Source organism: Pseudomonas sp. LAMO17WK12:I10 (assembly GCF_900215185.1).
Lineage (GTDB): Bacteria > Pseudomonadota > Gammaproteobacteria > Pseudomonadales > Pseudomonadaceae > Aquipseudomonas > Aquipseudomonas chlororaphis.
Genome location: NZ_OBDX01000002.1, coordinates 217,113 through 243,970 on the forward strand (window position 1 = coordinate 217,113; position 26,858 = coordinate 243,970).

The 26,858-nt window shown below is 64.3% G+C and carries 24 protein-coding genes; 12 read left to right on the forward strand and 12 right to left on the reverse strand.

The features are described from left to right. Positions 1 to 33 precede the first annotated feature (33 nt). From CRO75_RS03225 to CRO75_RS03255, 8 genes are all read right to left on the reverse strand, one after another. Positions 34 to 636 (reverse strand): formyltransferase family protein, encoded by a 603-nt coding sequence (locus CRO75_RS03225; protein ID WP_007931465.1) that lies wholly within the window; start codon positions 634 to 636, stop codon positions 34 to 36. 59 nt (positions 637 to 695) lie between these two features. After that, positions 696 to 2,018 (reverse strand): aspartate aminotransferase family protein, encoded by a 1,323-nt coding sequence (locus tag CRO75_RS03230; RefSeq protein WP_097134421.1) that lies wholly within the window; start codon positions 2,016 to 2,018, stop codon positions 696 to 698. Between the two features lie 27 nt (positions 2,019 to 2,045). Further along, a complete protein-coding gene (locus tag CRO75_RS32955; RefSeq protein WP_007931463.1) occupies positions 2,046 to 2,189 on the reverse strand; it encodes a hypothetical protein in 144 nt (47 codons plus the stop codon). A 34-nt stretch (positions 2,190 to 2,223) separates the two neighbouring features. Beyond that, complete coding sequence (locus CRO75_RS03235) at positions 2,224 to 4,065, reverse strand: carbamoyltransferase (protein ID WP_097134422.1); 1,842 nt, start codon at positions 4,063 to 4,065, stop codon at positions 2,224 to 2,226. Positions 4,066 to 4,130: 65 nt separating this feature from the next. Next, entirely contained in the window at positions 4,131 to 4,757 is a 627-nt protein-coding gene (locus CRO75_RS03240) for a LysE family translocator (RefSeq protein WP_007931461.1), read from the reverse strand. Positions 4,758 to 4,771: 14 nt separating this feature from the next. After that, positions 4,772 to 5,815, reverse strand: a complete 1,044-nt coding sequence (locus tag CRO75_RS03245; RefSeq protein WP_097134423.1) for an inosamine-phosphate amidinotransferase 1 — start codon at positions 5,813 to 5,815, stop codon at positions 4,772 to 4,774. A gap of 16 nt (positions 5,816 to 5,831) precedes the next feature. Beyond that, entirely contained in the window at positions 5,832 to 7,994 is a 2,163-nt protein-coding gene (locus tag CRO75_RS03250; protein WP_097134424.1) for an iron-containing redox enzyme family protein, read from the reverse strand. Between the two features lie 185 nt (positions 7,995 to 8,179). Beyond that, a complete protein-coding gene (locus tag CRO75_RS03255; RefSeq protein ID WP_097134425.1) occupies positions 8,180 to 9,184 on the reverse strand; it encodes an inducer of phenazine A in 1,005 nt (334 codons plus the stop codon). 275 nt (positions 9,185 to 9,459) lie between these two features. On the opposite strand from CRO75_RS03255, the gene CRO75_RS03265 reads away from it, so the two are divergent. Continuing rightward, a complete protein-coding gene (locus tag CRO75_RS03265) occupies positions 9,460 to 10,875 on the forward strand; it encodes a PLP-dependent aminotransferase family protein (protein WP_097134427.1) in 1,416 nt (471 codons plus the stop codon). Positions 10,876 to 10,923: 48 nt separating this feature from the next. Here the strand turns inward: CRO75_RS03265 and CRO75_RS03270 are convergent, their stop codons facing one another. Then, the gene (locus CRO75_RS03270; protein ID WP_097134428.1) at positions 10,924 to 11,850 is read right to left on the reverse strand and encodes a DUF808 domain-containing protein; all 927 of its coding nucleotides are present in this window, start codon (positions 11,848 to 11,850) and stop codon (positions 10,924 to 10,926) included. 135 nt (positions 11,851 to 11,985) lie between these two features. Here CRO75_RS03270 and CRO75_RS03275 point away from each other — a divergent pair, with 135 nt between their 5' ends. Beyond that, complete coding sequence (locus CRO75_RS03275; protein ID WP_009042776.1) at positions 11,986 to 12,594, forward strand: TetR/AcrR family transcriptional regulator; 609 nt, start codon at positions 11,986 to 11,988, stop codon at positions 12,592 to 12,594. A 128-nt stretch (positions 12,595 to 12,722) separates the two neighbouring features. Here CRO75_RS03275 and CRO75_RS03280 read toward each other — a convergent pair whose 3' ends face one another. Next, entirely contained in the window at positions 12,723 to 13,163 is a 441-nt protein-coding gene (locus CRO75_RS03280; protein ID WP_097134429.1) for a heme-binding protein, read from the reverse strand. A 264-nt stretch (positions 13,164 to 13,427) separates the two neighbouring features. Here CRO75_RS03280 and gcl point away from each other — a divergent pair, with 264 nt between their 5' ends. The 8 genes from gcl to CRO75_RS03320 all read left to right on the forward strand — a co-directional run bounded on the left by gcl (position 13,428) and on the right by CRO75_RS03320 (position 23,084). Then, positions 13,428 to 15,203, forward strand: a complete 1,776-nt coding sequence (gcl, locus tag CRO75_RS03285) for a glyoxylate carboligase (protein ID WP_085530183.1) — start codon at positions 13,428 to 13,430, stop codon at positions 15,201 to 15,203. Positions 15,204 to 15,337: 134 nt separating this feature from the next. Next, complete coding sequence (gene hyi, locus CRO75_RS03290; RefSeq protein ID WP_097134430.1) at positions 15,338 to 16,120, forward strand: hydroxypyruvate isomerase; 783 nt, start codon at positions 15,338 to 15,340, stop codon at positions 16,118 to 16,120. Positions 16,121 to 16,274: 154 nt separating this feature from the next. Then, complete coding sequence (locus tag CRO75_RS03295; protein WP_097134431.1) at positions 16,275 to 17,165, forward strand: 2-hydroxy-3-oxopropionate reductase; 891 nt, start codon at positions 16,275 to 16,277, stop codon at positions 17,163 to 17,165. 172 nt (positions 17,166 to 17,337) lie between these two features. Continuing rightward, positions 17,338 to 18,618 carry a glycerate kinase gene (locus tag CRO75_RS03300; RefSeq protein ID WP_097134432.1) on the forward strand — a complete coding sequence of 427 codons (1,281 nt, stop codon included), beginning with the start codon at positions 17,338 to 17,340 and terminating at the stop codon, positions 18,616 to 18,618. Further along, entirely contained in the window at positions 18,608 to 20,023 is a 1,416-nt protein-coding gene (pyk, locus tag CRO75_RS03305; protein ID WP_097134433.1) for a pyruvate kinase, read from the forward strand. Before CRO75_RS03300 ends, pyk begins: the two co-directional genes overlap by 11 nt. A gap of 165 nt (positions 20,024 to 20,188) precedes the next feature. Further along, positions 20,189 to 21,112, forward strand: coding sequence for an urea transporter (locus CRO75_RS03310; protein ID WP_097134434.1), 924 nt, complete (start codon positions 20,189 to 20,191; stop codon positions 21,110 to 21,112). A 21-nt stretch (positions 21,113 to 21,133) separates the two neighbouring features. Further along, positions 21,134 to 21,979, forward strand: coding sequence for an ion transporter (locus CRO75_RS03315; RefSeq protein ID WP_097134435.1), 846 nt, complete (start codon positions 21,134 to 21,136; stop codon positions 21,977 to 21,979). A 106-nt stretch (positions 21,980 to 22,085) separates the two neighbouring features. Next, on the forward strand, positions 22,086 to 23,084 hold the full coding sequence (locus CRO75_RS03320) for a sulfate ABC transporter substrate-binding protein (protein WP_097134436.1): 999 nt from the start codon (positions 22,086 to 22,088) through the stop codon (positions 23,082 to 23,084). A 128-nt stretch (positions 23,085 to 23,212) separates the two neighbouring features. Here the strand turns inward: CRO75_RS03320 and CRO75_RS03325 are convergent, their stop codons facing one another. Together CRO75_RS03325 and CRO75_RS03330 are read right to left on the reverse strand one after the other, a co-directional pair. Further along, entirely contained in the window at positions 23,213 to 23,668 is a 456-nt protein-coding gene (locus CRO75_RS03325) for a Rid family hydrolase (protein ID WP_097134437.1), read from the reverse strand. Between the two features lie 105 nt (positions 23,669 to 23,773). After that, entirely contained in the window at positions 23,774 to 24,403 is a 630-nt protein-coding gene (locus tag CRO75_RS03330) for a DUF5666 domain-containing protein (protein WP_023968338.1), read from the reverse strand. A gap of 265 nt (positions 24,404 to 24,668) precedes the next feature. Here CRO75_RS03330 and CRO75_RS03335 point away from each other — a divergent pair, with 265 nt between their 5' ends. Continuing rightward, positions 24,669 to 25,877 (forward strand): MFS transporter, encoded by a 1,209-nt coding sequence (locus CRO75_RS03335; RefSeq protein ID WP_097134438.1) that lies wholly within the window; start codon positions 24,669 to 24,671, stop codon positions 25,875 to 25,877. Positions 25,878 to 25,956: 79 nt separating this feature from the next. Then, complete coding sequence (locus tag CRO75_RS03340) at positions 25,957 to 26,856, forward strand: LysR family transcriptional regulator (protein ID WP_097134439.1); 900 nt, start codon at positions 25,957 to 25,959, stop codon at positions 26,854 to 26,856. Positions 26,857 to 26,858 lie beyond the last annotated feature (2 nt).

Sequence of the window (26,858 nt, forward strand, 5' to 3'; positions counted from 1 at the left end):
ATGCCGCCCCGCGCGGGCCGGCATCCCTCCTCGCTACTTGAAGCAGCGATGATCGGGTTCTTCGGCCCGGATCTTTTCCATCCAGGGTTTGAGTTCGGATTGCTTGTACAGCCGCTCGCCCCAGCGCTCGGGCGAAACCGGCAGCGGACGACCTTGCAGGATGTAGTCGGTCAACAGGTGGATGAACTGCTGCAGGCAATAGGCGCCGACATGCAGGCGCAGCGAAGACGCGGTTTCCGCCGGGGCGATGTTGAAACGCGCGACATGGATGATGTCGCCGCTGTCCACCGAGGGCGCCAGGTGATGGCAGGTCGAGCCGTAGGTTTCGTCCTGGTAGTAGATCGCGTAATGCTGGCTGCCCAGGCCGCGGTACTTGGGCGGCGCCGGGTGCAGGTTGATCGCGCCCTTACGGGCCCTCTGATAGATGCTCGGCGGAAAGATGAAGTCGCCACGATAGGAAATGATCCAGTCGCCTTCCCAGTCTTCCAGGTGATACGGATAGGGGTCGCCCGGGTCCCAACAGAACACTTCCAGGTTGGAAAAAACCGTTTTGGCGAATTCAACGCCGTGATCGCACCAGTCCATGGTGCACACCGACAATAGAACTTTGTCCTTGCATGGTTCGATGGTCTGCATAGTCTTTTCCACTATTGGCTGTTGGTACATTTTGAAAACACCCCCGGTCCGCCCTCCCGCTAACCCCGCTGGCAGGCCTCGACCACCGCCGTGAAGCGCTCGACCATTTCGGCGATTTCCGCCTCGCTGGAGATGAACGGCGGCGCGAACAGCACGTGGTTACCGTGAACACCGTCGGCGGTTCCGCTGCCCGGATAAATCAGCAGCCCCTGTTCCAGCGCCTGCGTCTTGAGACTCGCGGCGTAACGGCCACCACCGCGATAGGGCTCGCGGGTATTCCGGTCCTGAACGAACTCCACGCCGACGAACAGCCCGCGCCCGCGCACATCGCCGACATGCTCGAAGCGCGCCAGGCACTCGCGCAGGCCGTGGCGCAGTTGCTCGCCGCGCAGGCGCACGGCCTGCAGCAGGTTCTCGTCCTCGATGACCCGCTGCACCTCCAGCGCAACGGCGCAGGCCAGCGGATGGTTGACGTGGGTCTGGCCGTTGCCCAGCACCCCGGAGTTGCCCGCCATGGCCTCGTGCACCTGGCTGCTGACCAGCAACGCCGAGATCGGCTGGTAACCGGCCGCCAGGCCTTTGCCGACCGCGACCATGTCCGGCACGATGCCGTCGTCTTCGTAGGCGAAGAACCTGCCGGTACGGCCCATGCCGGCCATCACCTCGTCGAGGATCAGCAGCACGTCGTGGCGCTCGCACACCGCCTTGATCTTGCGGAAGTAACCCGGCACCGGCGGCACCGCGCCGTTGGTGGAGCCGACCACGGTCTCGGCGAAAAACGCCGCGACCCTGTCGCTGCCCAGCGCCCGGATTTTTTCGTCCAGCTCCAGCGCCAGGCGCGTCCCGTACTGCTCGTCGCTTTCATCGGCGCCCTGATGGCGATAGGCATAACAGGGCGAGACGAATTCGGCGGCCCCCAGCAACGGCTCGAATACTCCGCGACGCTGCAGGTTGCCGGATATCGACAAGGTCCCCAGGGTGCTGCCGTGGTAGCTCTGCTGCCGCGAGATAAAGATCGATTTGCCCGGCAGCCCGCGCTCGCACTGATACTGGTAGGCAATTTTCATCGCCAGCTCCATGACCTCGGAGCCGCCGGAGAGAAACTGCGCCTTGGCCAACCCGCCGGAGGCCCCCACCAGCAGGTCCGCCAACTCCTCGGCGGCAGCCGTGGTGAAGCTGCCGGCATGGGCCCAACTGAGCTTTTTCGCCTGCTGCTCGATGGCCGCGGCGATCCGTGGGTGTCCATGTCCCAGGCTGGAAACGGCCACCCCGCCGCACGTGTCGAGGTAGCGTTTGCCCGAGGCATCCTCAAGCCAGACCCCAGCGCCATTGACGGCGAGAATCGGTGAGGCATTCAAGTTCTTGTAGATGACCGTTGACATGGATCCGAGCCCTTGCAGTTATGCGGCCTAACGGGTGTTTTCCGGGTGGTCCCACGCCGTCGAGCCTTGATGGAAACGCTGGCTGAAGCGCGACGAATTGAAAATCCGGCGCGCCCAGCCGATCGGTAGCAACACCACAGCGAACATCAACAACGAAAGCAACCTGAGCATGGCCTTGTCTCCTGAATAAAAAGTGAGTGAGCGATCAGTCCAGCGGAATCTCGTTGCGCCAGTCGACCTCTTCGACGAACTCCGGCTGGGTCGTGCGCTCGAGAATGAAGTTGCCCAGTACCAGCACATCCATCTCGGTGCGCATGAAGCAGGCGTAGGCTTCTTCCGGCTTGCACACGATCGGCTCGCCGCGCACGTTGAACGAGGTGTTGACCAGCACCGAGCAGCCGGTGCGCTTCTTGAAGCTGCGCAGCAGATGAGTGAATGGCGCGTTGTTTTCTTCGGTCACCGTCTGCACCCGTGCCGACAGGTCGACGTGGGTCACCGCCGGCAACTGCGAACGGATCGAATTGATGCTGCCCAGGCCACGTTCGGGGCCACCCGGCTTGCGCGATTCCTCGGTCTTGATCGAGTCGGTGACCTGCGAAACCATCAACATGTACGGGCTCTTCTCGCAGATGTCGAAGTAGACCTGGGCGTCCTCGTCCAGCACCGCCGGGGCAAAGGGCCGGAAGGATTCGCGGTACTTGATCTTCAGGTTCATGGTGCGCTGCATCTCGGGATTGCGTGGATCGCCGAGGATCGAGCGCGCGCCCAGGGCTCGCGGGCCGAACTCCATGCGCCCCTGGAACCAGCCGACCACGGCGCCGTCGGCCAGGTGCCGCGCGGTTTCGTCATACAGCTCGGCACCCTCGAAGCGCCGGTACGGATACTGGTTGGCGTCGAGAAACGCCTGGATCTCTTCATCGCCAAAGCCCGGCCCCAACAGGCTGCCGCTCATGGCGTCGAGCTTCTTGCTGCCCAGGTGCGGGCGCCCGGTGCGCTTGACCGAATAGTCCATGGCCGCCCCCAGGGCACAACCGGCGTCACCGGCCGCGGGTTGAATCCAGATCGCGTCGAAACGTCCGGAACGGCTGAGCACACCGTTGGCCACGCAGTTGAGCGCCACGCCACCGGCCAGGCACAGGTTGCGGTAACCGGTCTGCCGCACGGCCGCGGTGGCCAGCCCCAGCACCACTTCCTCGGTCACCTGCTGTACCGAGGCCGCCAGGTCGCATTCGCGCTGGGTGATCGGGCTCTCCGGCTTGCGCACCGGACCGCCGAACAAATCCTCGAACGCCTCGCCGACCATGCGCTCGCCACGCAGGTACTCGAAGTACTTCATGTTCAGGGTGAAGGAGCCGTCGGCGCGGATGTTGATCAGTTCCTTACGGATCTTGTCGGCATAGATCGGACGGCCGTAGGGTGCCAGGCCCATGAGCTTGTACTCGCCGGAGTCGACCTTGAAGCCGCAGTAGTAGGTGAACGCCGAGTAGAACAGGCCGACCGAGTGCGGATAGGAAATCGAGTTCATCAGGTCGAGCTTGGAACCGTCGCCCTTCCAGATCGTGGTCGAATGCCATTCGCCGATGCCGTCGATGCACAGCACCGCCGCCTGCTCGAACGGCGACGGGAAAAACGCCGCCGCGGCATGGGAACGGTGGTGCTGCGAGGCGATGGTGAGCGGGCCGGTACCACGTCCCAGTTCCTCGAGTTTCTCGTCGATGAACTTGAGCACATTGAGCTTCCAGCGGATCCATTCCGGCATGGTGCTGATGAAGGTGCGCGCGCCGCTGATGCCGCCACTGGCGAAGGAGGAAATCATCCGCGAGAACTTTTCCTGCGGGTCTTCGTAGTAGACCACCGCGGTCAGCTCATCGAGGCCGATACCCTCGGCGTCCAGGCAGTACTTGATGGCATTGGCCGGAAACGCCGCGTCGTGCCGCACCCGCGTGAAGCGCTCTTCCTGGGCCGCCGCCACCGGCACCCCGTCCTTCACCAGCGCTGCTGCGCTGTCGTGATAGAACGCCGAAATCCCTAATACGTAAGTAGCCATTTAAACGCTCATCCTCATAGCTTCATGCCAATCCATGGAAATTCCCTGTGTCTGTGCACAGTCCGTCATCCGTGCAACCAACTTGAGACCGGCAGGCTTTTTAATGCCGGAATCAACGACACCACCAACAACACACTCATTGAAATATTGAACAGCCGCAGCCGGTTCGGCTCGCTGAGAAAGCGCCGCAAATAACGTCCGAACAACACCCAGACCATCGAACAGGGCGAGCCGAAGAGAAAGAAGATCAACGCGATCAGCAGGATCTGCGCACTGTAGGAACCGACCGGCGTGGTGTAGGCCAGGACCGCGCCCACCGCCATGATCCAGGCCTTGGGGTTGACCCACTGGAACAGCGCCGCGCCGGTAAAGCCCAGCGGGCGCCCGCCCTGGTCGTCGAGATCGACCGTGGGCGCGGTGGCGATCCGATAGGCCAGGTACAGCATGTACAGGGCACCGACCACCTGCAGGATGTCGTGCAGGCTGGGATAACGATGGAATACCGCGCCGGCGCCGAGCCCCACCGCGATCAGCATCAGTGGAAAGCCGATGTTGATGCCCGCGACGTGGCGCAGGGTGCGGCTGATGCCGAAGTTGACCCCGGAGGACATCAGCATCACGTTGTTCGGCCCCGGCGTCACGCAGGTGGAAATCGCGAACAGGATGACGGCGTAGTAGTCCAGATTCTGCATGCCCCAGGCTCCGCTCAACGATAGTCTTCAAGGGTGCCGCGGCGACGAATGTCGACCGACACGCAATGGAAGCCGCCACTGAGGCTGCGGGCATGGCGCATTTTCAGCGGCGCCACATCGATACCGTGCTTTTCCAGGGCGCGAATCAGCGGCACCTGCTGGTCGTTGATCACCGCCAGCGCCGGGTTGACCATGATGAAGTTCATGCCCTGCCAGATCGATGCGCGCGGGTAGGACCAGCAATAGCCGGTGTCGACCATTTCCGGCGCCCAGATGATGTCCCAGTTCTTGAACAGCGCCGGCACCTGGTCCTTGCGGATCCGCTCCGGACACAGCACCACCAGCCCCGGGCGGACCACGGTGATGGTGGTATCCAGGTGCGTGCCGTCGTACACGCCGCTCACCGGGTGCACCCGGTAACGCTCGCCCAGCACCCGCTGCAACCACTGGCAGCCTAGTTCGTTGCCGCTGCGGGAAACCAGATAGAGGATGTCCTCGCCGATGCGGATCACGTTGGCGGCGTCGAAGATCGGCTCGTCATTGGCAATGATCGAGCCGTCCTTGGGGTTGATCCGGTAGGTGCTGTCCAGCAGTTGCGGCTTGGGCGCAGAGATCCAGTTGGAGCCGCTGGCAAAGTATTCGGCCAGGTGGCGACGATAGGCGAACGGCTCCAGGTAACGGCTGCGCAACGCCATCGGCGCCTCGATGATGGTCTGGCCGATGGGCAGCAGCACATCCCGCGGGCAATAGTTATATTCGCCGTCGGTTTTCCAGGCTGGGGTGCCGAATACCGCTCGATGATCAGTGATGTCCGGGCGCCGCACTATGACCCCGTGGGAACGCAGGAAGGCGGCAAAGGCGTCCAGGTCCTCGCTGGCCTCCTCGATGACCTGCTGCGGATAGGGGCCGGATGGAATCTCCTCGATGTAATCGTGCTGCTCGCTGTAGTCCAGGGCGAACAGCCCGCGATCAGGTCGCGGCACCTGTGCGCCCTGGGCGACGCCGACGATCATTTCTTCCAGCGGATCCCACTCGTTGTGCACATTGACCAGAGACATGGATACTCCTTGATGTTCAGGCCGTTACGCCCAGCGGCGCGGCAGGGACAATAGGTTCGTGATGGAACAGCGCCTGGTCCTCGCCCCGCGTCTTGCTCCGGGGCAGCACCGCGCCCGCGGAGCCGATACCCAGGCGCCGCAACCAGGACGTCAGGCGGTCCGGCTGCGGTGCCAGGGACTCGTAGCCGACGCGGACCCGCTGCCAGTGTTCTGCCAGTTCCGCCGGTTTCGAGGCGGCGACCTGGCGCATGTAGGCGTCGATGGCGTCCACCGCCCAGGCCGAATGCCCGGTGGAGACGTTATCGATGGTGTTGTGCAGGTCGACGAACGCGGTGCTGAAGCCGTAGTGCCTGAGGAAGCGCCGGGCCGAGCGATAGCTGCCGCCCACCCCCGACAGCTCCATCGCCAGGTTCATGCCGAGGATTTCCGGCATGAAGGTCACCGGCAACTTGCCCAGGCACAGCCAGTAGACCGGCAAGCGGAACGACGCCTCGCGCAGCCGCTCATCCTCGGCGAACTCGCGGGCACCGGTGGGCGCCAGCTCCAGGCCCATCTGGCGCAGGCCGTCGCGGTAGATTTTCGGATGGTTCAACGCATAGGAGCCGTTACCCAGCTCATCCCAATAGGTCTGGAACAGCGCGTAACCGACATGGGACGAGGCCAGCGTCAGGTCGGTGAAACCCTGGAGCCAGGCGCCGTCGATCAGGGTCAGCGGTGCCAGTTGCAGGGTGGAGTCGACGATTTCTTCGCGCGACGGCATGGCCGCCGGGTCGCTTTCTTCGAACTCCTGGCCGTGGCGGTCGTGCTTGTCCAGCAACCATTCGCGCAAGACGCCAACATTCCAGGCTTCAGGCAAAGTGCGTTCGGAGCTTTGCAGCGAGCGCCGCGACTGTTCCAGCCAACGGGTCACATAAGCCTGGGCAAAAGCCTGGGTGCGCGGCGCCAGCGCCCTGCCCTGCAAGACGAAATAGGCCTCGCGCAAGCTCTTGGGCCACTGGCCCTGCTCTTGAATATCCTCGCCCAGCACCTGCCGAACCACCGCATTGCAAGGGGTTGGCGCTGGTGCTTCGGCAACTTCCGCGCGCTGGATCGGGCCGGACAGGCCATCGATCCACTTGCGGATGACGCTCAGGTCGGCCTCGCTGAAAATCCGGAACATGCGCCCGTTCGGCGCGACCAGTGTATTGACCAGCAGGCTCTTCTCGGCATTGCCCGGCACGATCAGGCGGCTGCGCGAAAGCATTTCCAGCAGCGGCACGGGGTCGACCTGGGCCTCACGCAGCCACTGCGCCAGGCTGCGGCCTTCCATCTTGTAATCCTGGTGATAGACCGCGCCGGCCCGGGCCATGCGCTGGATCATCTTGCCCATCAGGCGCTCGGGCGATACCGCGGCCCGACAGTGCGCCAGCAATCGTTCGTTGAAGGTTTTCAGGGCCGCGAACAACCATTGGGCGCCCGCCTCCAGTTGCAGGCGGCGCAGGCTGCCCTGGCTGGCGACCTGCTCGCAGACCCACTGGGAGATTTCCAGCGCCGAACTGTCGCCCGCGCTTTCATCCAGCTGGTTCAGGTCGAGCCGGCGGACGTCCAGCACGGACCACCATGGGCTCAGCCCCAGGGCACGCCAGGCATAATCGATGCCGCACAGGGTGTCGCCAAAAGCATCGCTGCGGCGGCTGACCGCTTGCAGCAATGCGGGTAATTCGAACAGTTCGTCAGGCAGGTCGGGAAGCGTGGAAAGTTCGAACGGCGAAACCGCATAGGCGGTCAGCCCCGACTGTACCAACAGCGACTTGAAGTGATCGGCGCGCGATGCCAGGGGCCGCCCGACGCCCACGTCGTGGGCCAGCAACTCCATGAGCTTGAGCTGCGCGCTGTCCTCGAAGACCCCGGGGGCGCTCATGCCTTGCAACCAGCAGCCCAATACCGAGGCCAGTGGCGCCGAGTGCGCCAGCAGCGCCTCGGCGAATTCCCGTTGGTTGCCCAGCTCCGCGGCCTGGCTGGCCAGTTCGCGGTAAGCCCGGGCCTGCTCGTCACGCCAGTGCTCGATCTGTACCCGCAACCCGGCCAGGCCACCCGCACCGGCTTCACACGGTGCGGCCAGGCCCATCAGGCGCCGAATACTGACATCCCCCAGAAAGCTCTCGGGATTGCTGACTGATCGATAAAACTGGCGCCACATACTGTTTACTTCCCTTCCAGGTTGGAGACCGAGGCAATCCATTGCCGGCCCTCAGTCATCGGCAAGCAATGACGTCGGGTGTCGAGATCAGAACATCGGGTAGATCGACGAATCCGGCTTCTTCTTTTTCTTCTTGCCGAACAGGCGTTGGAACAAGCTCTTGATGTAACTCATGGCAGACTCCTTTAAAGAACATCGAGGATGATTTTCGAGACGAAATCGTTCCCCTGGTCGGTGAAATGAATACGGTCGACGAACAACCACTGTTCAGGCCGCAGGGCCTCGGACAGCAGCGGTGTAATGTTCACGAAACGCACGCCCATCTTCTGTGCGCCCTCGCGCAGGCGGGCGGCATAGGCCTCGCAGACGCTGGGTTGCAGGATGTCGCCATAGACCTCGCTGAAACTGCCGGCGCGATCCAGCTCGGCGAACAGCTGTTCTTCCTCGTCGCAACCCTTTTCCCGGACCCAGCCGGCCAGCGGCTGCAGAATGAAGGTCAGCTTGGCGCCCATGTCGGCCGCCAGTGCGCGCCAGGTATCCAGGTGACGCAGGGTCAGGTCGGCGGCGTAGTCGATCTGCTCTTCCATGGTCGGTGGCGGCTCGGGCGCCGGCTCTTCCTGTTCCTTGCCGAGCAAGGCGCGGAACATGCCGCGCTTGGGGGCCTGAGTCTCCGGACGCATGGCGTCGAAGAACTGATTGCAGTTGAAGAAAGCACCGTGTTCGCCACGGCTGCTGCGTGGCTGGCGGGCCAGCCCCAGGTTGTTGAACCCGGAAAACAGCACGATCTCGTCGACCTTGGGCAGCAAATGACGATAAAGGGTGAAAAGCGTCAGTTCCTGGGTCGAGTTGAAGCTGCGTCCGCCGAAGTTGATCCAGGGTTTGCTGTCCGGATCGTTCTCGGCCAGGCGCGAAGGCAGCGTCCAGGCATCCGAGCTGGCACCGATGCCAAACACGGTCGAGCTACCGGCCAGCACCCGCACGCTCTTGGCGTGGCGGCTGTTGGCCACCGAATACTGTATGCCCAGCAACTCCGAATAGCGGAAGCCCGAGGCATCTGTATTGACCACCTCCGAACGGTGGTCGGTAGGATGGAAATACATCAAATAAGGAAGCCAGCGAACCTCACCACCGTCGGTGAATTTCTGCTCGTACTCAGCCATCTGCGGAGTCAGTTTGATCCTTGCCGTCATTACCCTGCTCTTCCTTGAGAAGTCATCGTCTAAAGTAGCCTGAGGGGGAAGCCCGTTACACGTTGCCCGGGGGGACTCTGAATTGCGCCGCAACTGTATTTAAGAACAACCAGTACAGCGCGATGCGGGCCATCTTCCCAAAGGCAACCACTGTCTTATAGGTACACGACGGATGATTTTTCTCAGTACAGATTGCCTTTTCGCCCTGAAAAATTTTCAAAAAAAGTGAAATCTGTAACTTTTTATACGACAGATGAGTCGCTACAGTCCCCCGCATGACTCGATACCTGAATCTCGCCGAATACATCAGCAGCCGCATTGAGCAGGGGTTATACGGGCCGGGGGAGCGTCTGCCTTCGGTGCGAGCCCTGAGCCTCGAGCACGGCGTCAGCCTCACCACCGTGCAACAGGCCTATCGGGTTCTGGAAAGCTCGGGACTGGCTATCCCCAAGCCCAAGTCGGGCTATTTCGTCCCGGCCGGCCGGCGCTTGCCGGAGCTGCCGAAGATGGGACGGCCGTCGTTGCGGCCTGTGGATATTTCCCAGTGGGACCTGGTGCAGGAACTGATGCGCCAGGAGCAGAACGCCAATGCCATTCAACTGGGTTGCGGCATGCCCGACACCACTGCGCCGACCCTCAAGCCGCTGCTGACCGCCCTGGCGCGGATCAGCCGGCGCAGCGACAGCCCTAGCCTGCAATACAACCACCTGCAAGGTGTACTGAGCCTGCGCGAGCAGATTGCCCGCCTCGGCGTCGACTCCGGTTGCCGCCTGACGCCCGCGGAAATCGTCGTCACCAGCGGCTGCCAGGAAGCCCTGTCCATCGCCATCCGCGCCCTGTGCGAACCCGGCGACATCGTGGCCATCGCCTCCCCCTGCTTCCACGGCATCATCCAGCTGCTCAAGGCCGCCGGCCTCAAGGCCCTGGAGATTCCCACCGACCCGGTCACCGGCATCAGCCTGGAGGCCATGGAAATGGCCCTGGAACAATGGCCGATCAAGGCCATCCAGCTCACGCCCAATTGCAACAACCCGCTGGGCTACATCATGCCGGACGACCGCAAGCGCGCGATGATCCGCCTGGCCCAGCGCTACGACGTGCCGATCATCGAAGACGATATCTATGGCGACCTGGCGTTCCGCTACCCGCGGCCGCGCACCCTGAAGTCATTCGATGACGACGGGCGCGTGCTGCTGTGCAGTTCGTTCTCGAAAACCCTGGCGCCAGGACTGAGGATCGGCTGGATCGCCCCGGGGCGTTACCTGCCGCAAGTGCTGCACATGAAATACGTCGGCTCCGGCACCACCGCGACCCAGCCGCAGCTGGCGGTGGCCGAGTTCATTGCCAAGGGTCACTACCTGCCGCACCTGCGGCGGATGCGCAAACAGTACCAGCGCCATCGCGACCTGATGACCGAGTGGGTCAGCCGCTATCTGCCGGAAGGCACCCGGGTCAGCAAACCCCAGGGCGGCTTCACCTTGTGGGTGGAGCTGCCGGACGAGTTCGACACCTACACCCTGAACCGGCTGCTGGAAGCCGAGGACATCCAGATCGCCAACGGCAATATCTTTTCCGCGGCCGGCAAGTACCGCAATTGCCTCAGGCTGAACTTTGCCGGTACGCCCAACCGCAAGATCGAACAGGCGATCATCAAGATCGGCCTGGCGGTCGCGCAACTGCTCCCCGCCTGACACCCCTCGCGCCTGCCCCTCGCCGCCGTGGCGAGGGGCATCAGCGGATCAGGCCCTGGCCGCGCGCCACAGCTTGCCGCCCAGCGACACCACGACCAGTACCGCAGCACCGGCGATGATGCCGGCCACGGCATTGAGCAGCGTCGGCATGATCAGCGAAAACCCGCCAACCGCCTCGGCCGTGTGCGCGGTGACAGTCTCGATCCAGTGATGCACCGCCGGCACGCCATGGGTCAGGATGCCGCCGCCGACCATGAACATGGCCGCGGTGCCGATCACCGAGAGGCTTTTCATCATGTAGGGCGCCGCGCGCAGGATCGCGCCACCGATGTTTTTCGCCACCTGGCCCGGCTTCTGCGTCAGCCACAGGCCAAGGTCGTCGAGCTTGACGATGCCGCCCACCAGGCCATACACACCGACAGTCATGACGATGGCGATGCCCGAAAGCACCACCACCTGCTGCATCAACGGCGCGTCGGCGACGGTGCCCAGGGTAATGGCGATGATCTCGGCCGAGAGAATGAAGTCGGTGCGGATCGCGCCCTTGATCTTGGTCTTCTCGAAGGCCACCAGATCGGTGGCCGGGTCCGCCACGGCCTCGATCAGTTGCTGGTGCTCGGCCTGATCCTCGGCCTTGCTGTGGAGAAATGTGTGGGCGAGCTTTTCAAAGCCCTCGAAGCACAGGTAGGCGCCGCCGAGCATCAGCAACGGCGTCACCAGCCAGGGTGCGAACGCGCTGATGGCCAGCGCCGCGGGCACCAGGATCAGCTTGTTCAGGAACGAGCCCTTGGCCACCGCCCAGACCACCGGCAATTCGCGCTCGGCGCGTACCCCGGAGACCTGCTGGGCATTGAGCGCGAGGTCGTCCCCCAGCACCCCGGCGGTCTTCTTCGCCGCCATCTTGGTCATCAGCGCCACGTCATCGAGTACCGCGGCAATATCGTCGATCAGCACCAGCAAACTGCTTCCGGCCATGGATCAGGGTTCCTTGAGGTCATAAATGTTGCGAAGCATAGCGCGCCACGGGGTCTGGCGGGGCATTCTTGAGCCTCGCGCAAGGCCGGTGCTACCATGCGCAACCGCCCGAACAGGCAAGGAATCACCTGGTTTATGAGCACCATCCGCGAGCGCAACAAAGAACTGATCCTGCGTGCCGCCAGTGAAGAGTTTGCCGACAAAGGCTTCGCTGCGACCAAAACCAGCGATATCGCGGCCAAGGCAGGATTGCCCAAACCCAACGTCTACTACTACTTCAAATCCAAGGAAAACCTCTACCGCGAGGTCCTGGAAAGCATCATCGAGCCGATCCTCCAGGCTTCGACCCCGTTCAACGCCGACGGCGTGCCCAGTGAAGTGCTGAGCGGCTACATCCGCTCGAAGATCCGCATCTCCCGCGACCTGCCCTTCGCCTCCAAAGTATTCGCCAGCGAGATCATGCACGGCGCTCCGCACCTGAGCCCGGACCAGGTCGAGCAGCTCAACGCCCAGGCCAAGCACAATATCGATTGCATCCAGACCTGGATCGATCGTGGCCAGATCGCCCCCATCGACCCGCACCACCTGATGTTCAGCATCTGGGCCGCGACCCAGACCTATGCCGACTTCGACTGGCAGATCTCGGTGGTGACCGGCAAGGCCAAGCTGGACGAGTCCGATTACGAAGCCGCCGCCCAGACCATCATCCGCCTGGTGCTCAAGGGCTGCGAAGCAGACAAGTAAGCCAGCTCCTGTAGCCGCTGCCGCAGGCTGCGATCGCACACAACGTGTGCGCAAGATCTGAAGATCGCTGAAGGCCTTCGGCCTTATCGCAGCCTGCGGCAGCGGCTACACGGCTACACGGCTACAGATCATGCGCTCACGCCCGCATCCGCCAGTAAGCCCTGCGCCTCGATGGCGCTGATCGCGCATTGCTCGTCAATGTCCGAGGTGTCGCCGCTGATGCCGATCGCCCCCACCACCACCCCCTGCTGATCACGAATCAACACCCCACCCGGTGCCGGCACCACGCTGCCCTGCCCCAGGCTGTTGAGCGCGGCAATGAACGCCGGCCGCTGCTGCGCATCCAGCGCCAGCAGGCGCGAGCCCTTGCCCAGGGCGATCGCGCCCCAGGCCTTGCCGATAGCGATCTGTGGCCGCAGCAGGCTAGCCCCGTCTTCGCGCTGCAAGGTCACCAGATGCCCGCCGGCGTCGAGTACCGCGATGGTCAAGGGTGCCGCGCTGATCTCGCGGCCGAAGGCCAGGGCCTTGCCGGCCAGGCTGACTGCAACGTTCAAGGTTAAAGCGCTCATGGGTGCCGTCCTTATTTTGTTATTGGGAAAAATCTGGGTGTTCCGATAAGAAGATCGATACAACAAATAGAACACAACAAACTTTGTTTTTGTATACAATAATCTTCGCAAATCCCTGCTTCCGACGAAAAGCTGCCTGTTTACCGGCACCGGACGAACGCACCCCAGCGCTAGAGAAAATGGATTGACCTGCGACGCTCGCCGTGAATACACTCTGCGCAAAGCCACTTGTATACAATTACAAAACGTAAGAGGCACAAAACCATGAGCAAAATGAGAGCAATCGAAGCCGCCGTTCTGGTGATGCGCCGTGAAGGGGTCGATACCGCTTTTGGCATCCCGGGTGCAGCCATCAACCCGCTGTACTCCGCCCTGCAAAAGGTCGGCGGCATCGATCACGTCCTCGCTCGCCACGTCGAAGGCGCCTCGCACATGGCCGAGGGTTACACCCGCACCAAGGCCGGCAACATCGGCGTGTGTATCGGTACTTCCGGCCCTGCCGGCACCGACATGGTCACTGGCCTGTACAGCGCCTCGGCCGACTCGATCCCGATTCTCTGCATCACCGGCCAGGCCCCGCGTGCCCGCCTGCACAAGGAAGACTTCCAGGCCGTCGACATCACCAGCATCGTCAAGCCGGTGACCAAATGGGCGACCACCGTCCTGGAACCGGGCCAGGTGCCCTACGCCTTCCAGAAAGCCTTTTATGAAATGCGCTCCGGCCGCCCCGGCCCGGTGCTGATCGACCTGCCGTTCGACGTGCAGATGGCCGAGATCGAATTCGACATCGACGCCTACCAGCCGCTGCCACTGGCCTTGCCGTCGGCGACCCGGGTCCAGGTCGAAAAGGCCCTGGCCCTGCTGGATCAGGCCGAGCGTCCGTTGCTGGTCGCCGGCGGCGGCATCATCAATGCCGATGCCAGCGAACTGCTGGTGGAGTTCGCCGAACTGACCGGCATCCCGGTCATCCCGACCCTGATGGGCTGGGGCAGCATTCCCGACGATCACCCGCAGATGGTCGGCATGGTCGGCCTGCAGACCTCCCACCGCTACGGCAACGCCACCCTGCTCAAGTCGGACCTGGTCCTGGGTATCGGCAACCGCTGGGCCAACCGCCACACCGGTTCGGTGGACGTCTACACCGAGGGCCGCAAATTCATCCACGTGGACATCGAGCCGACCCAGATCGGCCGGGTGTTCACCCCGGACCTGGGTATCGTCTCCGACGCCAGTTCGGCGCTGACCGTGTTCATCGAAGTCGCTCGCGAATGGCAGGCCGCCGGCAAGCTGAAGAACCGCAATGCCTGGCTGCAGGATTGCCAACAACGCAAGTCGAGCCTGCAACGCAAGACCCACTTCGACAACGTGCCGGTCAAGCCGCAGCGCGTGTATGAAGAGATGAACCAGGTGTTCGGCAAGGACACCTGCTACGTCAGCACCATCGGCCTGTCGCAGATTGCCGGCGCACAGTTCCTGCACGTGTACAAGCCACGCCACTGGATCAACTGCGGCCAGGCCGGCCCGCTGGGCTGGACCATTCCGGCGGCGCTGGGGGTGGTCAAGGCCGATCCATCGCGCAAAGTAGTGGCGCTGTCCGGCGACTACGACTTCCAGTTCATGATCGAAGAGCTGGCCGTGGGCGCGCAGTTCAAGCTGCCGTACATCCACGTGGTGGTGAACAACTCCTACCTGGGCCTGATCCGCCAGGCACAGCGCGGTTTCGACATGGACTACTGCGTGCAGCTGTCCTTCGACAACCTCAACGCCCCGGAACTCAACGGCTACGGTGTGGACCACGTCGCGGTCGCCGAGGGCCTGGGCTGCAAGGCGCTGCGGGTATTCGAGCCGTCGGGCATCCAGCCGGCCCTGCGCCAGGCCCAGGAAATGCTCCAGCAGTTCAAGGTGCCGGTGATCGTCGAGATCATCCTGGAGCGTGTCACCAACATCTCCATGGGCACCGAGATCAACGCGGTCAACGAATTCGAAGACCTGGCGCTGGTCGGCAACGACGCCCCGACCGCGATTTCCCTGCTCGACTGACCCCCTCTGTAGCCGCTGCCGCAGGCTGCGATCGCATCCGCGGGATGCGCAAGATCTCAGGATCGTCGAAGGCCTTCGGCCTTGTCGCAGCCTGCGGCAGCGGCTACAGAGCCCCCTTTTCACAGGAGACCACCATGCCGCGTTTTGCCGCCAACCTGTCCATGCTGTTCACCGAACAGGACTTCCTCGCCCGCTTCAAGGCCGCCGCCGAGGCTGGCTTCAGTGGTGTCGAATACCTGTTCCCCTACGAATTCAGCTCCGCCGAGATCAAGGCGCAACTCGACGCCCACGGCCTGACCCAAGTGCTGTTCAACCTGCCTGCGGGCGATTGGGGGAAAGGCGAGCGCGGTATCGCCTGCCTGCCGGACCGGGTCGAAGAGTTCCGCGCCGGGGTCGACCTGGCCATCGCCTACGCCCAGGTGCTGGGCAACACCCAGATCAACTGCCTGGCCGGCATTCGTCCGCAAGGTTTCGACGATGCCACGGTGGAAAAGACCTTCGTCGCCAACCTCAAGTACGCCGCCGAAAAACTCCAGGCCGCGGGCATCAAGCTGGTGATGGAAGCGATCAACACCCGCGACATCCCGGGCTTCTACCTGAACAACACGGCCCAGGCCCTGTCGATTCGCGAGCAGGTCGGCAGCAGCAACCTGTACCTGCAATACGACATCTACCACATGCAAATCATGGAGGGCGATCTGGCCCGAACCCTGTCCGGCCACCTGGACGCGATCAACCATGTCCAGCTGGCGGACAACCCGGGGCGTCACGAACCGGGGACCGGCGAGATCAACTACCGCTTCCTGTTCGGGCACCTGGACAAGATCGGCTACCAGGGCTGGGTCGGCTGCGAATACAAGCCGCTGACCACCACCGAAGCGGGCCTGGGCTGGCTCAAGAGCCACAACGCAATCTGATCGAGCAGCGCGTCATCGTTTATCGCGGGCAAGCCGGATCGCCGCCCGCTCGCGCCTACAAGAGCCTGCATTCCTGTAGGAGCGAGGCTTGCCCGCGAGACGGAGGTCTTGGTACCCCGCACCTTATAGAGCAATAACAAGAGAGGATTTTCTCATGGCTAAAATCGGATTCATCGGCACCGGCATCATGGGCCACCCAATGGCCTCCAACCTGCAGAAAGCCGGTCACAGTCTGTTCCTGTCCCAGCACCACGACGCGGCCCCGGCCGACCTGGTCGCCGCCGGCGCGGTCGCCCTGGCCAGCCCCAGGGAAGTGGCCCAGGAAGCCGAATTCATCATCGTCATGGTCCCGGATACCCCGCAGGTCGACGACGTGCTGTTTCGCGCCGACGGCGTGGCGGCGGGCGTCGGCCCGGGCAAGGTGGTGATCGACATGAGTTCGATCTCGCCGACCGCGACCAAGGCCTTCGCCGCCAGGATCAACGAGAAAGGCGCGCAGTACCTGGACGCCCCGGTGTCCGGCGGTGAAGTCGGCGCCAAGGCGGCGACCCTGAGCATCATGGTCGGCGGCGACAGCCAGGCCTTCGAGCGCGCCCTGCCGCTGTTCCAGGCCATGGGCAAGAACATCACCCTGGTCGGCGGCAAGGGCGACGGCCAGACCGCCAAGGTGGCGAACCAGATCATCGTCGCCCTAAATATCCAGGCGGTGGCCGAGGCCCTGCTGTTCGCCGCGAAAAACGGCGCCGATCCGGCCAAGGTGCGCGAGGCGCTGATGGGCGGCTTCGCTTCCTCGAAGATCCTCGAGGTGCACGGCGAGCGCATGATCAAGGGCACCTTCGACCCGGGCTTCCGTATCAGCCTGCACCAGAAGGACCTGAACCTGGCCCTGCAAGGCGCCAAGGAGCTGAACATCAACCTGCCCAACACCGCCAACGCCCAGCAAGTGTTCAGCACCTGCGCGGCCATCGGCGGCAGCAACTGGGACCACTCGGCGCTGATCAAGGGCCTGGAACACATGGCCAACTTCTCGATCCGCGACCAGTAAGAGAACGCCAGGAAATCCCCTGTAGCCGCTGCCGAAGGCTGCGCTCGCCTGCGCAGCAGGCGTGCACTTGCACATCGCAGGAAGGTTCTTCGAACCTTATCGCAGCCTGCGGCAGCGGCTACAGGTTGCGTTACAGCCACACCTCGAATAACAAGAAATCCGGGAGCCCGCCATGTCGGTCGATCCGCAACAATTCCTCCGTGAGCTGTTCGCCACAGCCATCGACGCCGCCCACCCGCAGCACGTCCTCGAAGCCCATTTGCCCAGCGACCGCAGCGGCCGGGTGATCGTCATCGGTGCCGGCAAGGCCGCCGCGGCCATGGCCCAGGTGGTCGAACGCTGCTGGTTGGGTGAAGTCAGCGGGCTGGTCGTCACCCGCTACGGCCACGGCGCCCCCTGCGAAAAAATCGAAGTGGTCGAAGCCGCCCATCCGGTGCCCGATGCCGCCGGCCTGGCCGTGGCCAAGCGCGTGCTGGAGCTGGTCAGCGACCTGTCGGAACAGGACCGGGTGATCTTCCTCCTGTCCGGCGGCGGTTCCGCGCTGCTGGCCCTGCCCGCCGCGGGCATCAGCCTGGCGGACAAGCAGTCGATCAACAAGGCCCTGCTCAAGTCCGGCGCCACCATCGGCGAGATGAACTGCGTGCGCAAACACCTCTCGGCGATCAAGGGCGGCCGCCTGGCCAAGGCCTGCTGGCCGGCCACCGTCTACACCTACGCGATTTCCGATGTACCGGGCGACCTGGCCACGGTCATCGCTTCCGGCCCCACCGTGGCCGACCCCAGCACCTCGGCCGAGGCCCTGGCGATCCTCAAGCGGTATGCCATCGAAGTACCGGCGGCGGTGCGCACCTGGCTGCAAAGCCCGGAGTCGGAAACCGTCAAGCCCGGCGACCCGAACCTGGCCCGCAGTCACTTCCAGCTGATCGCCCGGCCGCAGCAGTCGCTGGAGGCCGCCGCGGTGAAAGCCCGCCAGGCCGGTTTCAGCCCGCTGATCCTCGGCGACCTGGAAGGCGAGGCCCGCGAGGTGGCCAAGGTCCACGCCGGCATCGCCCGCCAGGTGGTGCTGCATGGCCAGCCGCTGGCGGCGCCTTGCGTGATCCTCTCCGGCGGTGAAACCACGGTCACCGTGCGCGGCAATGGCCGCGGCGGGCGCAATGCCGAGTTCCTCCTGAGCCTCACCGACAGCCTCAAGGGCCTGCCCGGCGTCTACGCCCTGGCCGGCGACACCGACGGCATCGACGGCTCCGAAGACAACGCCGGCGCCATCATGGCCCCGGACAGCCATGCCCGCGCCGCCGCCCTGGGCCTGAGTGCCAGCGACGAGCTGGACAACAACAACGGCTATGGCTACTTCGCGGCCCTGGACGGGTTGATCGTCACCGAACCAACCCGCACCAACGTCAACGACTTCCGCGCTATCCTGATCCTCGAGAGCCCCCAACATGACGCCTGACAAAAAGGTCAAAATCCTCGCCACCCTCGGCCCGGCCATCGACGGCATCGACGATATCCGCGAGCTGGTGCAGGCCGGGGTGAATATCTTTCGCCTCAATTTCAGCCACGGTGACCACGCCGATCACGCCCAGCGTTACCAGTGGATCCGCGAAGTCGAAAAGCAGCTGAACTACCCGCTGGGCATCCTCATGGACCTGCAAGGCCCGAAACTGCGGGTCGGCACGTTCGCCGAAGGCAAGGTCCAGCTGCACCGTGGCCAGGCCCTGCGCCTGGACCTGGATAGCACCCCGGGCGACCAGCGCCGGGTCAACCTGCCCCACCCGGAAATCCTCAAAGCCCTGGAGCCGGGCATGGACCTGCTGCTGGACGATGGCAAGCTGCGCCTGCGGGTCATCGCCAAACACGCCGACGCCATCGACACCACGGTGCTCAACGGCGGCGAGCTGTCGGACCGCAAAGGCGTCAACGTCCCGCAGGCGGTGCTCGACCTCAGCCCGCTGACCGCCAAGGATCGCCGCGACCTGGAGTTCGGCCTGGAGCTGGGGGTGGACTGGGTCGCCCTGTCGTTCGTGCAGCGCCCCGAGGACATTCGCGAAGCCCGCGCGCTGATCGGCGACAAGGCGTTCCTGATGGCCAAGATCGAGAAACCCTCGGCGGTCACCCAACTGCGCGAGATCGCCGAACTGAGCGACGCGATCATGGTGGCCCGTGGCGACCTGGGCGTCGAAGTGCCGGCCGAAAGCGTGCCGCAGATCCAGAAGAACATCATCGGCACCTGCCGCCAGCTGGGTAAACCGGTGGTGGTGGCCACGCAGATGCTCGAATCCATGCGCTTCTCCCCTGCCCCGACCCGGGCCGAGGTCACGGACGTGGCCAACGCGGTGGCCGAAGGCGCCGACGCGGTGATGCTCTCGGCGGAAACCGCCTCCGGCGAATACCCGCTGGAAGCGGTGCAGATGATGAGCAAGATCATCCGCCAGGTGGAAAGCGGCCCCGACTACCAGGCCCAGCTCGACGTCAGCCGACCCCAGGCCGAAGCCACGGTGTCCGATGCCATCAGCTGCGCGATCCGCCGTATCAGCAGCATCCTGCCGGTGGCGGTGCTGGTGAACTACAGCGAGTCCGGCAGCTCCAGCCTGCGCGCGGCCCGGGAGCGGCCGGCGGTGCCGATCCTCAACCTGACGCCGAACCTGTCCACCGCGCGCCGCCTGACAGTGGCCTGGGGCGTGCACTCGGTGGTCAACGACCGCCTGCGCCAGGTCGACGAGGTCTGCTCCACCGCCCTGGAAATCGCCCAGGCGCAAGGCATGGCCCAACGTGGCGACACGCTGTTGATCACCGCCGGCGTGCCGTTCGGCCAGCCGGGCTCGACCAACTCGCTGCGCATCGAAACCCTGATCTGAGCCTGTAGCCGCTGCCGAGCCTGCGAGGCTGCGCTCGAAAACGCAGTCTTCGCCAGGCCCGAGCACTGGACTTGCCTGTGGAACACGGCATTGCCTGATTGATGGCCGCTACGCGCCCGATCGCAGCCTCGCTGTGCTCGGCAGCGGCTACAAGAGCCCATCTTCATGCCTTCAGAACACTTCAACGCGCACTGCCCCGACTGGGCCACCGCCCTGCTCAACGGCTTCAGCCAGATCTTCCTCCAGCGCCATCCGCTGTGCGGCCTGCTGTGCATGCTGGCCATCCTCCTGAGCGCTCCCGCGTTGCTCGGTGGCGCGCTGCTGGGCGGCGTGGCCGGGCTGCTCACCGCGCAGCGCCGGGGCTATGCCAAGGCCGACCGGCAAGCCGGGCTGTTCAGCTACAACGGGGTCTTGCTCGGCCTGCTCCTGAGCCTGCGCTTCGACTGGTCGGTGCTGCTGCCACCGCTGATCATCGCCTGCGGCGGCCTCAGTGCGATCCTCACCCGGCAATGGCTCAAACGCGCCCGCGACCCATACTGCCTACCGGCCTACACCGCGCCCTTCGTCGGCCTCGGCTGGTTGCTGCTGGGCCTGGCCGCGCCACTGCCTGCGGGTGCCGCCGCGCCCTGGGTCGAGCCCGATGCGCTGGCGCTGCTGCAGGCACTGATCCAGGGGCTCGGCCAGGTGATGTTCCTCGAGCATCCGCTGGCCGGGGTGTTGATCGCCCTGGGGTTGCTGCTGGCTGATCGCCGGGCGGCCGCCTGGGCGCTGTTCGGTTCGGCGGCGGGCCTGGGCTTCGCCCTGCTGCAACAGGACCATGCCGATGCCCTGTCGGGCCTTGGCGGCTACAACTGTGCCCTGGTCGCCCTGGCCCTGAGCCAGGACCGCCGCCGATCCTGGCTGGCCCTGCCGGGCATGCTGCTGGCGCTGCTGCTCGCCCCGGGCTTCGCCGCGCTGGGCCTGCCCGTTCTCACCGCGCCCTTTATCCTCGCCTGCTGGCTGGTCCGCGCCGCGCTGCGGGTGCTGCGCCAGGCCGCCATGGACAGCACGCCTTGCGCTACCGGGGCCAATCCCCCTAGGCTTCGCTGACCTTCGATTCAGGCGAACAACATGGACAGCAACACGGACAACAACCGGCATTGGCGCGAGCGTCTCTACGTCATGATTTTCCAGACCGACACCGTGGCCGGTCGACGCTTCGACAGCACCCTGTTGCTGATCATCCTCGCCAGCCTGGTGATCGTGATCCTCGACAGCATCGACGAGGTGCATCAGAACTACGCCAATGTGCTGGCCTATATCGAATGGGGTTTTACCCTGATCTTCGCCATCGAATACGGCCTGCGCCTGTATTGCTCGCCCAAGCCGTTGCGCTACGCCTTCAGTTTCTACGGGCTGGTGGACCTGCTGGCCATCGTGCCGGGGATCCTCGCCCTGTATTACAGCGACGCCCAGTACCTGCTGATCATCCGGGTGATCCGCATGCTGCGCATCTTCCGCGTGCTCAAGCTCAGCCCGTATCTCAAGCAGGCCAACTACCTGATGTCGGCGCTGCGCGGCAGCAAGCAGAAAATCATCGTGTTCCTGCTCAGCGTGTCGACCCTGGTCACGGTGTTCGGCACCCTGATGTATGTGGTCGAGGGACCCGAGCACGGGTTCACCAGTATTCCCAAGGGCATCTACTGGGCCATCGTCACCCTGACCACCGTGGGTTTTGGCGACATCGTGCCGAAGACGCCGCTGGGTCAGGTGATTTCATCGATGGTGATGATCACCGGTTACTCGATCATCGCCGTGCCCACCGGGATCTTCACCGCGGAACTGGCCAATGCCATGCGCGGCGAACAGCTCAAGCACGACTGCCCGGTGTGCAGTAAAAACAACCATGAACACGGCGCCGCGTTCTGCTCGCGGTGTGGCAACGCGCTGTTCCCGAAAGTGGTTCAGAAAAACTGAATAAGCAAAGCAGCTTTTAATCTTTAAAGAGATATACCGCCCCGGCTATAGTCGGCGGCAAAATGCCTTCACTCTCGAATTCACTCTCAACAAAAAGGAATGTGCAGTGAAAAAACTCGTTAGCGCCTCTCTCCTGGCCGCCGGCCTGGCACTGGGCAGCGTCGCCCAGGCCGCCCCGACCCTGCTCAACGTTTCCTACGACGTGATGCGAGACTTCTACAAGGACTACAACACCGCCTTCCAGAAGCACTGGCAGGCCGAGTACAACGAGAACATCACCCTGCAGATGTCCTTCGGCGGCTCCAGCAAACAGGCGCGCTCGGTGATCGACGGCCTACCGGCCGACGTCATCACCATGAACATGGCCACCGACATCAACGCCCTGGCGGACAACGGCAAGCTGGTGCCGGACAACTGGGTGACCCGCCTGCCGAACAACAGCGCACCCTTCACCTCGGCCACCGTGTTCATCGTGCGCAAGGGCAACCCCAAGGCCCTGAAAGACTGGCCGGACCTGCTCAAGGATGGCGTACAGGTGATAGTGCCGAACCCGAAGACCTCGGGTAATGGCCGCTACACCTACCTGTCGGCCTGGGGTTATGTGCTGAAGAACGGCGGCGACGAGAACAAGGCCAAGGATTTCGTCGGCAAGCTGTTCAAGCAGGCACCGGTGCTCGACACCGGCGGTCGCGCCGCCACCACCACCTTCATGACCAACCAGATCGGCGACGTGCTGGTGACCTTCGAGAACGAAGCGGAAATGATCGCCCGCGAATTCGGCCGCGATCAGTTCGAAGTCATCTACCCGAGCGTCTCCGCCGAAGCCGAGCCGCCGGTGTCGGTGGTGGACAAGGTGGTCGACAAGAAAGGCTCGCGCGCCGCGGCCGAGGAATACCTGAAGTACCTGTGGTCGCCGGAAGGCCAGGAAATCGCCGCCAACAACTACCTGCGCCCACGGGACCCGAAAGTCCTGGCCAAGTACACCGACCGTTTCCCGAAAGTCGACTTCCTGTCGGTGGAAAAAACCTTCGGCGACTGGCGTACCGTGCAGAAGACCCACTTCAACGATGGCGGGGTCTTCGACCAGATCTACGGCGGTAAGTAACAACACCTGTAGCCGCTGCCGCAGGCTGCGATAAGGCCGAAGGCCTTCAGCGATCGTCAGATCTTGCGCACACGCTGTGTGCGATCGCAGCCTTCGACAGCGGCTACAGTATTTTGCGGGTCAGGAATCTAAAGCCCGGCGGCAGCTTCGAACAGCACCGCCTTCCCCGCCTGATGCAGCTCAGGCAACATCGCCTCGGCCTCGATCTCGATCTCGATCAGCCACTCGGGCAAGGACAGGCCGCTGACGATGATCCACGAAGACGCCGGCGGCTGCTGGGGGAAACGCTGCAACAGCACCTGGCTGATCTGTTCCTGCTGGTCGCGGGCTGCTTCGGCGATGTAGATCCGCAGCATGACCACGTGGCTCAGGTCGCCACCCGCCGCCGCCAGGACCCGAGCGATATTGTCGAAGCTCTGCTCGGTCTGCTCGCGCAGCCCCGGGCCGACGCAGACCTCGCGCGCGTCGACACCCACCTGGCCGGACAGCAGCAGGCGCCGCCCACCGCGCACCTCCACGGCCTGGCTGAAACCGTACTGCAGGGAATTGAAGACACTGGGCGGATTGTAGACTGATGCGTGCATGGGACCTCCGCTGCGATAGACGACCGCAAACCCTAAACCAAGCCCCTGCACAAGGCCATCCGAAACCAGGTCGTTGAAACACCTGGCAACGTAACCGCCAGCCAGCTACATCGGCGGCGTCACCCCATCCTTGCCGGCGGAGATCGATTGCGCGGTGAGCGTGCCGTCCGCGCTCTGCGAGACGAACATCACCACCTTGACCCCGGCCTTGAGCAGGCTGCGGTCGCCCGGCACCAGGTTGACGATGGGCACGTCGTCCGGCACCAGGATCGTCTGCTGGCCGCCCTTGTAGTTGACGGTCAGGGTCCGGCCGTTGCTCACCACCAGGTCGCCGACGCGGCCATTGGTCATGCTGCTGCCCTTGACCAGATCGAAAGGCCGATGGCCGTCGCCGGTGCCGGCCATCTGCGGTGGAAACACATGGACCTCCAGCGCCTTGAGGCTGCCATCGGCCTGCGGCACGGCGGCCGAACCTATGTAGCTGCCGGGCTTGATGTCCTCGATATTGGCCAGGGTCACGGCGCGGACCTGGGTCTGCGGCGTGAGGTTGATGGTGACGTTCTCGCCGCTGTTGACGTGCACCCGCACCGCGTCGCCGGCGATGCTGGTGATTTCCCCGCGCACGCCGATGCGCATGCCCGGCGCGTCCTGGGCCTGGGCCGGGCCGGCCAGCAGCAGTGCGCCGAGGGTGATCGCTTGGGCGCCGCCGAGCAGGCGGCGAAGACACAGATTCATGGGACGGGCTTCCTGTGATGAAAGGTGGCACAGAGGTCTAAACGAAAGCCCTCCAGCGTCCACGGAACAATGAGCGAGTTATGGAACTGAATGTAAGTAAATGTATCATCGCAACGCGATCCCGGTCGTCGTCTGCCGCTCTCGGCCGGCCCCGCCAGGCATTTATTCCTCCCGGGCATGAATGCTATCGCTCGTCAGCTTCTACCGCGTCACGGGCCAGCCCCTTAGCCTCGCCCGCATCCTTTTCGCTGCAACGAGAATCGCCATGACTTCCACGACCCAGGGTCTGCCCGCCGCCACCACGACCATGACCCGCGGCATGGTGCTGCTGTTCGCCTTCTGCTGCGGCGCCATAGTCGCCAACATCTACTATGCCCAGCCGATCATCGAGCTGATCGCCCCGGACATCGGCCTGAGCAGCACCATGGCCAGCCTGATCGTGTCCCTGACCCAGATCGGCTACGCCCTGGGCCTGTTCTTCCTGGTGCCCCTGGGCGACCTGCTGGAAAACCGCCGGCTGATGATCCTCACCAGCCTGGTGGCCATCGCCAGCCTGCTGTGCGCCGGGTTCACCGAGCAGCCCAACGCCTTTCTGCTGGTCTCGCTGCTGATCGGCTTCAGCTCGGTGTCGGTACAGATCCTGATTCCCCTGGCCGCCCACCTGACGCCGGAGGAATCCCGTGGCCGGGTGGTCGGCGGCATCATGGGCGGCCTGCTGTTGGGCATCCTGCTGGCACGCCCGGTGTCCAGCGTGGTGGCCGACCTGTTCGGCTGGCGCGCGATGTTTATCGCCGCCGCCGTGCTGATGGCCGCCATCAGCCTGGTCCTGCTGCTGACCGTGCCCAAGCGCCAGCCTGCCCACAGCGCCACCTACGGCCAGTTGCTGGGTTCGTTGGGCACCCTGCTGCGCCAGCAACCGGTGCTGCGCCAGCGAGCGTTTTACCAGGCCTGTATGTTCGCCACCTTCAGCCTGTTCTGGACCGCGGCGCCGCTGGAGCTGGCGCGCAACCACGGCCTGTCGCAAAGCCAGATCGCCCTGTTCGCCCTGGTCGGAGCCATCGGCGCCATCGCCGCGCCCATCAGCGGACGCCTGGCGGATGCCGGCCACACCCGCGTCGCCTCCTTGCTGGCCATGCTGTTCGCCGCCTTGAGCTTCCTGCCGGCCTTTGTCCACCCGGCCTACAGCGTCATCGGCCTGGCGGTGACCGGCGTGGTCCTGGATTTCTGCGTGCAGATGAACATGGTCCTCGGCCAGCGCGCGGTCTACGCGCTGGATGCCCATAGCCGCGGCCGCCTGAACGCGCTGTACATGACCAGCATCTTCATCGGCGGCGCGGTCGGCTCGTCGATTGCCAGCGCGGTGTACGAACACGCCGGCTGGCTGGGCATAGTCGGCGTCGGCAGCGCCTTGCCGCTGCTGGCCCTGCTGCGTTTCCTGGGCACCTCGCAGAAGGCGCTGCCTATCACGGCCTGATGCATTCCCCCAGTCGCAAAACCGGAGGACAAGGCAACGCTCCAGACCCTGCTCGATCGCTCACACACAAGGAGTCCCAATGGACCGGCTGGCAGCCATGCAAACCTTCGTTCATGTGGTGGAAAGCGGGTCCTTTTCCGCCGCCGCCCGGCTTCTGGATATCGGCCAGCCGGCCGTGTCGAAAACCATCGCCCAGCTGGAGGCGCGGCTGGCGGTGCGGCTGTTGCTGCGGTCGACCCGCGGCCTGACGCCCACCGAGGCCGGCATGGCGTTTTTCGAGCGCGCCAGGCGGGCCCTCGAAGAGGCCGACGAAGCCGATCTCGCGGCGCGCGGTGCCAGTACGGGGCTGCGCGGTACGCTGCGAGTCTGCGCCGCGGTGACCTTCGCCCGCCTGCACATCGTGCCGCACCTGGGGAGCTTTCTCGAACGCCACCCCGAGCTCGACATCGACGTGGTGCTGGATGACCGCAATATCAATCTGGTGGAGGCCGGCATCGACGTCGCCCTGCGCATGGGCCCCTTGAGCGACTCCGGGCTGACCGCACGGCGGATCGGCGAATGCCGGCGCGTGGTATTGGCCACCCCGGACTACTTCGCCCGCCACGGCGAACCCGCCTGCCCCGCCGACCTGAGCAAGCACCAGGCGATCGTCTACAGCCTCGGCGGTGGTGCCCACTGGCGCTTCGAACGGGGCGACGAACAGCAATCGGTGACGGTCCGCGGGCGGATTCGCGTCAGCGCCGCGGAGGGGCTGCGCGAGTCGGTGCTGGCCCACCAGGGGCTGACTATGGCCTCGCAATGGATGTTCGCCTCCGAGCTGGCCAGTGGCGCGGTGCGCGAAGTGATGTCGGACTGGACGCTGCCCCGCCAGGAGCTATGGGCGGTGTTCCCTACCGGGCGGCTGACCAGCGCCAAGGCCCGGGCCTTCGTCGAGTTTGTCCAGCAGCTGCTGGCCCGCACGGATGCCACTCAAGGTTGAGT